Genomic DNA, 11,663 nt, shown 5'->3' on the forward strand with positions numbered 1-11,663 from the left:
CTCAGTCTTTTCTCAGATCCAGGCAATAGGTGTAGTAACCGGTGTCGCGCACCCAGCCCAGGGATTCATACAGGCGCTGGGCGGTGAAGTTGTCGGTGGCGGTTTCCAGGGTCATGCCCTTGCCGCCGGCCAACCGGGCAAAGTCGCGGGCGGTGTTCATCAGCAGTGTGCCGACGCCTTTGCCCCGGGCGGCGGGCGTGGTGAACAGATCACCGAGCAGCCAGGTGCGGTGGGCTTCGATCGAGGAAAAGGTCGGGAACAGCTGGACGAACCCGAGGTTTTCACCGTCGGTGTCCCGGGCAAGAAAAATCACCGATTCATCCCGGGCGAGCCGCTCGGCGATGAAGGCACGGGATTGCGCCAGGTTCGACGGCTGCTTGTAGAACATCCGGTAGGCGTCAAACAAAGGGGCGACTTGGTCGATGTGCGATGCGTCGGCGCGCAGGGCCTGAATAGCCATGAGGGTGCTCCATTGCGGTCTCAAGGATTTACAGACTAGCAATGGCCAAGAAACAACGACGCACTATTTTCCTGAAAGCACCGTTAACCCTGTGGGTCGCGAAGGCGGCAGCACATTAAACATGGATGTGACTGATCCACCGCTTTCGCGAGCAAGCCCGCTCCCACATTAGGTTCCGACATTGATTGCGGATTGCCGTCAGACCCGCACGTTACGCCCCGGCAACGAAGTGCGCTGGCTGCTTTCCCAGCCGTCGACCAGCCCCACCGGCACATCCGACGCCGGCAGCATCTTCACGCCACGCACCAGATCGGACGCCCGTTCGGCGAGCATGATGGTCGGCGCATTGAGGTTGCCGTTCGGCTCGGTCGGGAACACCGACGAATCGATCACCCGCAGACCGGCGATGCCACGTACGCGCAGTTCGGAATCGACCACCGCCATGTCGTCCTCGCCCATGCGGCACGAACCGCACGGATGGTAGGTGCTTTCCAGGTTGTCACGCACGAAGGCGTCGAGGTCTTCATCGCTGGTCACCTGTGCGCCCGGAGCGATTTCGCCATCGCGGAAGCGGTCCATGGCTTTTTGGCCGATGATTTCCCGGGTCAGGCGAATGCAGCGACGGAAGCCTTCGCGGTCCTCTTCCCGTTGCAGGTAGTTGAAGCGAATCTCCGGATGCTCGTACGGATCGGCCGAACGTACCCGCACATAACCGCGGCTTTTCGGTTTGTTCGGCCCGGTCAGCACCATGAAACCATGGCCCTTGATCGGCTTGTTGCCGTCGTAGCGCATCGCCGCCGGCAAAAAGTGGAACTGGATGTCCGGCCAGCGCAGGCCCTTCTCGGAGCGGATGAAACCACCGGCCTCGAAATGGTTGGTGGCGCCAAGGCCATCCTTGAACAGCAGCCAGCGCAAACCGATCATCAGTTTGCTCAGCGGGTCCATCTTGCTGTTGAGGGTCACCGGTTCCTTGCAGCCGAACTGGATATACACCTCGGCGTGATCCTGCAGGTTCTCCCCTACCCCCGGCAGATCATGGCGCACGCCGATCCCAGCCTTGCGCAGAACCTCGGCGGGGCCGATGCCGGAGCGTTGCAGCAGGTGCGGCGAACCGATGGGGCCGGACGAGATCAGCACTTCGCGGTTGCATCGCACCTGGTGGGTCTGACCACCGTGGTCATACATGACCCCCACCGCCCGCTTGCCTTCGAGGATGATCTGGCGGGTCATCGCATGGGTGATCACCGTCAGGTTCGGACGGCCCATGGCCGGGCGCAGATACGCGTTGGCCGTGGAGCAGCGCACGCCATTCTTCACGGTCATGTGCATGGCACCGAAACCTTCCTGCATGTAGCCGTTGCAGTCTTCGGTCTTGATGTAGCCCGCTTCGGCACCGGCTTCGACCCAGGCCCCGTACAGCGGGTTTTTCATGTGGTTGCCGTTGGTGGTGTGCAGCGGCCCGGTCTGCCCGCGATAGTTGTCACCACCCGACTCGTAGCTTTCGGCGCGCTTGAAGTACGGCAGGCAGTTGCGATAGCCCCAGCCTTCGGCACCCAAAGATTCCCATTCGTCGAAATCCAGCGCGTGGCCACGGATGTACACCAGGCCGTTGATCGACGACGAACCGCCCAGCACCTTGCCCCGTGGGCAGTGAATGCGCCGGCCGTTGAGGTAAGTCTCCGGCTCGGTCTCGTAGCGCCAGTTGTATTTCTTGGTGTTCATCGGGATCGAGAAGGCACTGGGCATCTGGATCACTACGCTCTTGTCACTGCCGCCGAACTCCAGGACCAGTACCGAGGTAGCCGGGTCTTCGCTCAGGCGGTTGGCCAACACACAACCTGCCGAGCCTGCGCCAATGATGATGTAGTCGTATTTTTGCGTGGTCATTCTTTGCGTGGTCATAGTTATCTCCCGACCGTCGATTCAGTGAATACCCGCGGTGGCTGCTGCTTGTGGGTCAGCGTGTCGCCGGTGGTGTATTGCGGGGAGGTTTTTTCGATGTGCTGGATCACCGCTTCTTCGCGTTTGAGATCGATCGAGCGGCTCAGCCAGTAGTACGCCAGCCCCGAGACGATCAGCCCGACCAGCCAGGCGATGTCGATGCTGCCCAGTGCCTTGGCGAGCGGGCCGACATACACCTCGCGCTGTTCAACACCATCGAAGATGTAGAAGAACGGGATCATCGAGATAAAACCGATGGCATACGCGGCGATCCCGCGCAGTCCCCAGCTGCCATAGATGTTGCCGTGAGGCATGAAGAAGTGCGGGATGGCGTAGCGGCCCTTGCGCACGAAGAAGTAGTCGGTGAGGTTGACCGAGGTCCAGGGCACCAGGAAGTACAGCATCACCACCAGGTAAATGCCCAGCACCGACAGGCCTTTGCCCGAACTCTGGATGCTCAGCGCCACGCCCAGTTGCAGCAGGATCACGAAGCCGATGGCCAGGATGCGTGCCTTACGTGTTGGCTCGATGTGTTTGATCGAGTCGACACAGGTCAGCGTGGTCAATTTGGCGCTGTAGATGTTCATCGCGATCACCGGCAGGAACGCCAGGATGGTGACGACCACCACCGCCGTGCCCACCAGCGGCGACACGGTGTTGCCGACTTGCCCGAGGGCCACCAGCACGTCAGTGGAATGCAGGTGATCGGCCAGCCAGCCACCCACGGAAATCATCCACGCACCGGACAGCGAAGCCCCAAGGAACACCACCGCGATCAGCTTGCCGCTGGAGGTGTTCTTCGGCAGGTAGCGCGAGTAATCAGACACATAAGGCGCATAGGCGATGTTGTAGCTGGCGGCCGCCGCAAACTGCGCGATGAAACCGGTCCAGTTGAAACCCAGCGGCTCCCGGGCCACTTCGCCCGCCGCCAGCGCCGGCAGGGCCACGTCCGGCACCCATCCCATCAACACTGCCAGGGTCACCAGGCCATACAGTGGCAGCGACAGGAACAATGCCCATTTGAAGCTGCGGTGCATCCAGTCGTGGCCGAGAATTGCCAGCACCGCCGCCGGGATGGTCACTGCCACCGCGATCACCGCGGGGTTGAACCCGAACAGCGTGTGCAACCCCTGCATCATCAACACCAGGTTGACGATATTGAAGCCGGCGAACACGAACAGCGTCGCCAACAGCACCAGGATCACTCCGCGATAACCAAACTGCGCACGAGACTGGATCATCTGCGGCAAACCAAGGTGCGGGCCTTGCGAGCCATGGAACGCCATGAACAGCGTGCCGAACATGATGCCCAGCGTGCCGGCGAGCGTGGTCCACAGCGCGGTCAGGCCGACGCTCGGGCCGACGAAGCCGATGGTCATGGTGAAGAACGTGAAATTGCCTAGAAACCAGAACGGGCCCTGGCTCGACAGTTTGTCGGTGCGCTCGTTCTCGGGGATGAAGTCAATCGAATGCCCCTCGACGACGGATTTTTCGTCGAGGCTGGACACGCTCGTGGCGGACTTGGCGTTAGTGTTCATGATGGACTCTTATTGTTGGAAGATCATGACGAGATAACCGCGTTCTTTCGGGTGAACAACTCCCCTGTGGCGAGGGAGCTTGCTCCCGCTGGACTGCGAAGCAGTCCCATTTTCAGGGCCGCTTCGCGACCCGACGGGAGCAAGCTCCCTCGCCACAGGTTCAGTGTTGCCCGTGCCTACCTGGCGTTGTTGCAGATGCCTTACTGGAACGAATCAAGACGCAAAACCTGTGGGAGCGGGCTTGCTCGCGAAAGCGGTGGGTCAGGCAACATAGATGTCGGATGTGCCGGCCTCTTCGCGAGCAAGCCCGCTCCCACAAGGGCGCGCGTCAGCCTGGCAGCGTGATCCAGACTGCCTTGGTCTCGAGCAGGTAATCGAGCTGCTCGGCGCCCAGGTCCTTGCCGAATCCGGACTGTTTGTAGCCACCGAACGGCATCGACGGATCGAGGGTGCCGTGGGCGTTGACGTAGACCGAACCGGCCTTGAGGCGCGGGATCAGGCTGTGCACTTTGCCAAGGTCGTTGGAATACAGTGCGGCCGCCAGGCCATAGGGCGAGTCGTTGGCCAGGGCCAGTGCCTCTTCCTCATCATCGAACGGCGCGGTGACCAGCACCGGCCCGAAGATCTCTTCCTGGACAATGCGCATGTCGTTGCGGCAATTGGCGAAGATGGTCGGCTCGACGAAGAAGCCAGGGCCATCGACCGGTTGGCCGCCGTAGACCAGTTCGGCGCCTTCCGCCTTGCCGGTTTCGATGTACTCGGTCACACGCTGCTTTTGCAGGGCCGAGACCAGCGGGCCGATGAAGCAGTCCGGGGCCAGGCCCGGGGCCATTTTCAGGGTGCGTGTGTAGGCGATCAGCTCGCGCAGGAATTCGTCATAGACGCTGCTATGAATATAGGCCCGTGTACCGGCATCGCATACCTGTCCGGAGTTGAAAAACACGCCGTTGGCGACCGCTTGCGCTGCGGCCGGGATGTCGGCGTCGGCGCAGACGATGACCGGTGATTTACCGCCGAGTTCGAGGGTCAGGCGCTTCATGTCATCCAGCGCTGCGCGGCCGACAGTCTGACCGACCGGAGTCGATCCGGTGAAGGTCAGTTTGTCGATGCCGGGATGGGTGGCCATGGCCGCACCGACCACGCTGCCGCGCCCGGTGACGATGTTGATCACGCCGTCGGGGATGCCCGCTTCCTGCACCAGTTCAGCGAAGCGCAGGGCCGACAACGAGGTCAGTTCGGCGGGTTTGACTACCACGGTGCAACCGGTCGCCAGGGCCGCGCCGAGTTTCCAGGCCATGGTCTGCAACGGGAAGTTCCACGGCACGATGGCGCCGACCACGCCCACCGCTTCCTTGCGGGTATAAGCCAGGTAATTGCCCGGCAGCGAAGGTTCGACGGTGCGTCCGTGGAGCTTGGTGGCCCAACCGGCGAAGTAGCGCAGGGTATCGACGGTGCCCTGGATATCGACGTCCTTGGCGAAGGCCACGGATTTGCCCATGTCGATGGATTCGATTTCCGCCAGCTCCGCGGCGTTCTGCTCGATCAGGTCGGCCAGGCGTTGCATCATGCGTTCGCGCTCGGCCGGTTTGGCCTGACGCCAGGCGCCGCCGTCGAACTGGGCACGGGCGGCTTGCACGGCGCGGTCCAGATCATCGGTGGTGCCCATGGGAATGCGGGTGATCAAGCCTTCGGTGGACGGCTCGATAACATCTGACGTCTCGCCGTTGCTGGATTCGACCCAGGCGCCGCCGATGAACATTTTCTGGACCTTGCTGAGGAAGGTCTGGGTGGCTTCGCTGACGCCGAATTTTTGCAGGTAACTTTTGACGATCGTGTCCATTTTTATTCTCTCTGCCCGGCAGTCAGGTCCTGCCGGGGCTCTGGTTTCTGAGCTTTGTGGTTTCGATGATCAGGCTGGAGTCGACTCGCTCTCGGCGGCGGCCCGCACCTTGCCACGTTCGTGGAAGATGAAACCAATGCTGTTGAGCAGCAGTTGCGCGGCCAGGATCGAGGTCATGCCGGTCGGGTCGTACACCGGCGCCACTTCCACCAGGTCCATGCCGACGATGTTGCCCTTGCTGCGCTTGGCCAGGGCCTGGATGATTTCCAGCACTTCGTAGTAGAGGAAGCCGCCGTGGCTCGGGGTGCCGGTGCCGGGGGCGATGGACGGGTCAAAACCGTCGATGTCGATGGTGATGTAGTAGTTGATGTTCTGCGGGATCAACGCCAGCACGCCCTCGACGCCGAGGCGACGCACATCACGCACCGAAAGGATTTTCGAGCCGGCCTCATGGGCCGCTTCGTAGTCGTCACGGTTGGACGACGACACGTTGCGGATGCCCATTTGGGTCATGCCGACAATGTGGTTCATTTCCGAGGCACGGCGCAGCGGGTTGCCGTGGCCGTAGCGCACGCCGTGGCGTTCGTCGACGAAATCCAGGTGCGCATCGAAGTGAATGATGTGGATCGGGCCACGGCCTTCAAAGGCCTTGATCACCGGCGCGTGCACCGAGTGATCGCCGCCGAGCACCACCGGCATCACGCCGGCATCGAGGATCTTGCGTACGGCGTATTCGGTGTTCTTGTTACTGGTTTCCATGTCGGTGTGCACGATGTCGGCATCACCGACGTCGACCATGCGCACGTCCGAAGCGGTGAGGTACATCACGTCATCTTCGTGGTCGTAGGCGCCGGCGTGGCCGAAGGAAAACAGCGTCGATGCTTCGCGAATCCCGCGTGGTCCGAAGCGTGCACCGGAGCGCCACTGGGTGCCCATGTCGTTGGGTACGCCAAGCACCGCGACGTCGGCATCCAGGGCGTCCCAATCGGTGCACACCGGGGATTTGCCAAAGGTGCAATGACCCACGAATGGCAGGTTCAGGCGACCGGATTCATAACCGTTGTTCGACATTTCTAGCCTCTCCACTTCTTGTTATCGGCCTGGCGGACTGCAAGGCGACCGCCGTTGGAAAGACTATGGGCGCAGGTTTTCGTGGAAAAAATGCTAAACATCAGATACTCATATCGGCATTACCGATGCATCCACAGGCGGGAGGTTCCAGGTGATTCAGCTGCACGATGTCGATCTGAAGTTGCTCAGAGTATTTGCCACGATTGTCCGGTGTGGCGGCTTTTCCGCTGCGCAGGCGGCGTTGAACGCCGGGCAGTCAACCATCAGCGAACAGATGACCCACCTGGAAACCCGCCTCGGGGTCAAACTCTGCCAGCGCGGGCGCAGCGGCTTTCGCCTGACCGAGCAAGGGGTGGCGATTCATGAAGCCACCCAGCGCCTGCTGTCGGCGGTGGAAAATTTCTGCATGGACGCCGACGTGCTCAAGCAGCACATCAGCGGCAAGCTCAACCTGGGGATCATCGACACCACGATTACCGACCCCGATTCACCGATTCCGCGCACCACCCAGCGCTTCGTCTCCCGCGGGCATGACGTGCACCTGAACGTGTACGTCGGCACTCCGGCGGAGCTCGAAGAACGGGTGCTCGACGGCCGGCTGCACCTGGCCATCGGGCACTTCCCGATCCACGTGCCGGGCCTGCAACACACACCGCTGTACCAGGAAGCCCTCGGTTTGTATTGCGGGCGGCGCCACCCGTTGTATGGCAGTCATGCCGAAGGCGAGGAACTGCTCGAAGAAGTTGGCGCAGGGCGGATCGTGGTGCGCGGCTACATGCAGCAATACGATCTGGAACACCTGGGCGTCAGCAAGGCGGCGGCCACCGTGGACAACATCGAGGCATCGGCGATCCTGATCATCTCTGGCGCCTATATCGGTTTTCTGCCCGAACACTTCGCCAGCCAATGGCTCAAGACCGGTGAGATGCACCAACTCGCCCCGGCGAGTTTGCGTCTGAGGTCACCCTTCGACGTGATCACCCGACGCGGCACGGCACCGCCACCGATCCTGCAAGCGTTCCTTGAGGACCTGGCCGCCAGCGCCCGTAAAACCGGCAACGGATGACGTCACGCTCGCCAAATTCAAATTTCGCCCGGCATACTGATTTTAGTTCGCCAACCTTGCAGGCCTGTCATGCGCATCCACGTCACCTTCATCGACCGCGTCGGAATCACCCAGGAAGTGCTGGCCCTGCTCGGCGGACGCAGTTTCAATCTGGACGCCGTGGAGATGGTGCCGCCGAACGTCTACATCGACGCGCCAACCCTCGGTACCGAGGTGCTGGAGGAGCTACGCGAAGCGCTTTTCGGCGTGCGCGGCGTGCAAGCGGTCACCATGGTCGACATCCTTCCGGGACAACGGCGGCGCCTGCAACTGGACGCGTTGCTGGCAGCCAGTTCCGACCCGGTGCTGGCGGTGGATGATCGCGGCCATGTGCTGCTGGCCAACCCGGCACTGATCGCCCTCTGCGGGCGCGAACCGGCCGGTGAATCGCTGACCACACTGTTCGACGATCCCGAGTTGCAGCGCACCTTGATCGCCCACCATTTCCGCCTGCCCATGCACGAGGTCAGCCTCGGCGGCCAGACTTTGCTCCTCGACGCGATGCCAATCACCGACGCCGGCGCCCTGCTCACCCTGTATCAACCCAATCGCATCGGCGAACGCCTGTCGGCGCTGCACCATGACCACGCCGAAGGCTTCGATGCGCTGCTCGGCGAATCGCCGCCGATTCGTGCGCTCAAGGCCCGCGCTCAGCGTGTGGCGGCCCTCGATGCGCCGCTGTTGATCCAGGGTGAAACCGGCACCGGCAAAGAACTCGTGGCCCGCGCCTGCCACGCCATCAGCCCACGGCACGATGCGCCGTTCCTGGCCCTGAACTGCGCGGCGCTGCCGGAGAGCCTGGCCGAAAGCGAGCTGTTCGGCTACGCCCCCGGCGCCTTCACCGGCGCACAACGGGGCGGCAAGCTCGGCCTGCTGGAACTGGCCGATCAGGGCACGGTATTCCTCGATGAAGTGGGTGAAATGTCGCCTTATCTGCAAGCCAAGTTGCTGCGCTTTTTGAGCGATGGCTGCTTCCGTCGGGTCGGTGGCGACAAAGAGGTCCGGGTCAATGTGCGGGTACTCAGCGCCACCCACCGCGACCTGGAAAAAATGGTCGTCGAAGGGCGTTTTCGCGAGGACCTGTTCTACCGCCTCAACGTGCTCAACCTGCAAGTACCGCCGCTGCGCGAGCGCGGTCACGACATCCTGCTGATGGCCAATCACTTCATGCAACAGGCCTGCGCGCAGATCCAGCGACCGGTGTGTCGCCTGGCGCCGAGCACCTTCAGCGCCCTGCTCGGCAACCGCTGGCCGGGCAATGTGCGGCAATTGCAGAACGTGATCTTCCGTGCAGCGGCGATCTGCGAAAACCCGCTGGTGGACATCGACGACCTCGACATTGCGCGCACGGCGGTAGAGCGGCAAAACAACGGCGAAGTCGGCAGCCTGGAAGAGGCCGTTGGTGACTTTGAAAAGAGCCTGCTGGAACAGCTCTACCGCAGTTACCCGTCCAGTCGTTTGCTGGCGGCGCGCTTGCAGACATCCCATAGCGCCATCGCCATTCGCTTGCGCAAGTACGGGATTCCGAGCAAACCATAAGACTGACTCGGTCAAAATGTGGGAGCGGGCTTGCTCGCGAAAGCGCCGTGTCAGGCAACACTGATGGTGAATGACACACCGCCTTCGCGAGCAAGCCCGCTCCCACAGGGGGGATCAGTGTTGTTGCTGGATTCTCTGTCTGAAAATCGATACAGCGTAGCGAAATCAAGACAATGCCTTGCATGCCAGCAATCACGGCGCTTGCGTCCGAGGCTTTACTTGCCTGTATTGATTTCAATACGACACTCGTCGTTCCCTTCTTGTAAAAACACTTTAAGCCATTGATTTAAAACAACTAATAAACGTTGGCACCGCCCTTGCTATCTCAACCCCAGCCCCGCTCGCTGCCCCGCCACGAGCCTTAAAACAATAAGGAGTTGAGATGAGCCAATTGCGTTTTACCGTCGATCACGAATGGCTGCGGCTTGAGGCCGATGGCCTGGTCACCGTGGGCATCACGGCGTTTGCCCAGCAGGCGCTGGGGGATGTGGTGTTCGTTCAGGTGCCTGAACTGGGCGCCTTCGATGCAGGTGCTGAAGTGTCGGTACTGGAATCGGTGAAAGCGGCCAGCAGTATCGGCATGCCGCTGGACGGTGAAGTGGTCGAGATTAACGCGAAGCTGGAGAACACCCCTGAACTGGTCAACGAAGACCCATTGGGCGAAGGCTGGTTCTTTCGCTTCAAACCGGCCGATGTCGAGGCGTTGAGCGACTTGCTGGATCTAGACGCCTATGAACGCCTGACCGCCGAACACGCCGACGCTTGAAGCCCCCCACGAATCCGTAAAAAAGGACCACACCATGTTCAGCAAGCACGACCAGATCAAAGGCTACGACGATGAATTGCTGGCGGCGATGAACGCCGAGGATGCGCGGCAGGAACACCACATCGAACTGATCGCCTCGGAGAACTACACCAGCCAGCGGGTGATGCAAGCCCAAGGCAGCGGCCTGACCAACAAGTACGCCGAAGGCTATCCGGGCAAGCGCTATTACGGCGGCTGTGAACACGTCGATGTGGTCGAGCAACTGGCCATCGACCGCGCCAGACAACTGTTCGGTGCCGACTATGCCAACGTCCAGCCGCACTCCGGTAGCCAGGCCAACGCCGCGGTTTATCTTGCCCTGCTGCAAGCCGGCGACACCGTGCTCGGCATGAGCCTGGCCCACGGCGGTCACCTGACCCACGGCGCCAAGGTGAGTTTTTCCGGCAAGCTCTACAACGCGGTGCAGTACGGTATCGACACCGCCACCGGCCTGATCGATTACGACGAAGTCGAGCGTCTGGCCGTCGAGCACAAGCCGAAGATGATCATCGCCGGGTTTTCGGCGTACTCGAAGACCCTGGACTTCCCGCGCTTCCGCCAGATTGCGGACAAGGTCGGCGCTTACTTTTTCGTCGACATGGCCCACGTTGCCGGTCTGGTGGCGACCGGTCTGTACCCGAACCCGCTGCCCTACGCCGACGTGGTCACCACCACCACCCACAAGACCCTGCGCGGCCCGCGCGGCGGTTTGATTCTGGCCAAGGCCAATCCGGAGCTGGAGAAGAAGCTCAACGCCGCAGTGTTCCCCGGCGGTCAGGGCGGCCCGTTGATGCACGTCATCGCGGCCAAGGCCGTGTGCTTCAAGGAAGCGCTGGAGCCGGCGTTCAAGACCTATCAGGCGCAAGTGATCCGCAATGCCCAAGCCATGGCGCAGGTGTTTATCGAACGTGGTTACGACGTGGTGTCCGGTGGCACGGATAACCATCTGTTCCTGGTCAGCCTGATCCGCCAGGGCCTGACCGGCAAGGACGCCGACGCCGCCCTCGGCCGTGCCGGCATCACCGTAAACAAGAACGCCGTGCCCAACGATCCGCAATCGCCGTTCGTGACGTCCGGCCTGCGCATTGGTACCCCGGCGATCACCAGCCGTGGTTTCAAGGAAGCACAAAGCATCGCCCTGGCAGGCTGGATCTGCGACATCCTCGACCACCTGGGCGATGCCGATATCGAGGCCAACGTCGCCCGACAGGCAGCGGCCCTGTGCGCGGACTTCCCGGTCTACCGCGACTGACCACACAACACAAAACCCCTTGTGGGAGCGGGCTTGCTCGCGAAGGCGGTGTGTCAGTCAATGTTGATGTTGACTGACACACCGCCCCGTCTCTTCTCCCCACCTCCCCACC

Annotated in this window: 9 protein-coding genes; 4 read left to right on the top strand and 5 right to left on the bottom strand. The window is 61.8% G+C overall.

What is annotated here, in order from left to right:
- Position 1: 1 nt before the first annotated feature.
- From AC07XF_RS19895 to speB, 5 genes are all read right to left on the bottom strand, one after another.
- Positions 2-460, bottom strand: a complete 459-nt coding sequence (locus AC07XF_RS19895; protein WP_495027811.1) for a GNAT family N-acetyltransferase — start codon at positions 458-460, stop codon at positions 2-4.
- 198 nt (positions 461-658) lie between these two features.
- Positions 659-2,347 carry a choline dehydrogenase gene (gene betA, locus AC07XF_RS19900; RefSeq protein ID WP_495027818.1) on the bottom strand — a complete coding sequence of 563 codons (1,689 nt, stop codon included), beginning with the start codon at positions 2,345-2,347 and terminating at the stop codon, positions 659-661.
- Positions 2,348-2,364: 17 nt separating this feature from the next.
- Complete coding sequence (locus AC07XF_RS19905) at positions 2,365-3,939, bottom strand: purine-cytosine permease family protein (RefSeq protein WP_495027812.1); 1,575 nt, start codon at positions 3,937-3,939, stop codon at positions 2,365-2,367.
- Between the two features lie 328 nt (positions 3,940-4,267).
- A complete protein-coding gene (locus AC07XF_RS19910; RefSeq protein ID WP_495027813.1) occupies positions 4,268-5,779 on the bottom strand; it encodes an aldehyde dehydrogenase family protein in 1,512 nt (503 codons plus the stop codon).
- A gap of 69 nt (positions 5,780-5,848) precedes the next feature.
- The gene (speB, locus tag AC07XF_RS19915; protein ID WP_108230635.1) at positions 5,849-6,850 is read right to left on the bottom strand and encodes an agmatinase; all 1,002 of its coding nucleotides are present in this window, start codon (positions 6,848-6,850) and stop codon (positions 5,849-5,851) included.
- Positions 6,851-7,001: 151 nt separating this feature from the next.
- Here speB and AC07XF_RS19920 point away from each other — a divergent pair, with 151 nt between their 5' ends.
- From AC07XF_RS19920 to glyA, 4 genes are all read left to right on the top strand, one after another.
- Complete coding sequence (locus AC07XF_RS19920) at positions 7,002-7,916, top strand: LysR family transcriptional regulator (RefSeq protein ID WP_495027814.1); 915 nt, start codon at positions 7,002-7,004, stop codon at positions 7,914-7,916.
- Between the two features lie 69 nt (positions 7,917-7,985).
- Positions 7,986-9,494, top strand: a complete 1,509-nt coding sequence (gene gcsR / locus AC07XF_RS19925) for a transcriptional regulator GcsR (RefSeq protein ID WP_495027815.1) — start codon at positions 7,986-7,988, stop codon at positions 9,492-9,494.
- A 382-nt stretch (positions 9,495-9,876) separates the two neighbouring features.
- Positions 9,877-10,260 (top strand): glycine cleavage system protein GcvH, encoded by a 384-nt coding sequence (gcvH, locus tag AC07XF_RS19930; RefSeq protein WP_495027816.1) that lies wholly within the window; start codon positions 9,877-9,879, stop codon positions 10,258-10,260.
- Between the two features lie 34 nt (positions 10,261-10,294).
- Positions 10,295-11,551: a serine hydroxymethyltransferase gene (gene glyA / locus AC07XF_RS19935; protein ID WP_258681695.1), complete on the top strand. Its 1,257-nt coding sequence runs from the start codon at positions 10,295-10,297 to the stop codon at positions 11,549-11,551.
- Positions 11,552-11,663 lie beyond the last annotated feature (112 nt).

The organism is Pseudomonas sp. GW821-FHT01C01 (assembly GCF_059422645.1).

What these genes read in the sequence shown, in the direction of transcription:
- gcsR (WP_495027815.1), top strand. Translation starts at nt 7,986, where the DNA reads ATGCGCATCCACGTCACCTTCATCGACCGCGTCGGAATCACCCAGGAA.
- speB (WP_108230635.1), bottom strand. Translation starts at nt 6,850, where the DNA reads ATGTCGAACAACGGTTATGAATCCGGTCGCCTGAACCTGCCATTCGTG.
- gcvH (WP_495027816.1), top strand. Translation starts at nt 9,877, where the DNA reads ATGAGCCAATTGCGTTTTACCGTCGATCACGAATGGCTGCGGCTTGAG.
- AC07XF_RS19895 (WP_495027811.1), bottom strand. Translation starts at nt 460, where the DNA reads ATGGCTATTCAGGCCCTGCGCGCCGACGCATCGCACATCGACCAAGTC.
- betA (WP_495027818.1), bottom strand. Translation starts at nt 2,347, where the DNA reads ATGACCACGCAAAAATACGACTACATCATCATTGGCGCAGGCTCGGCA.
- AC07XF_RS19905 (WP_495027812.1), bottom strand. Translation starts at nt 3,939, where the DNA reads ATGAACACTAACGCCAAGTCCGCCACGAGCGTGTCCAGCCTCGACGAA.
- glyA (WP_258681695.1), top strand. Translation starts at nt 10,295, where the DNA reads ATGTTCAGCAAGCACGACCAGATCAAAGGCTACGACGATGAATTGCTG.
- AC07XF_RS19910 (WP_495027813.1), bottom strand. Translation starts at nt 5,779, where the DNA reads ATGGACACGATCGTCAAAAGTTACCTGCAAAAATTCGGCGTCAGCGAA.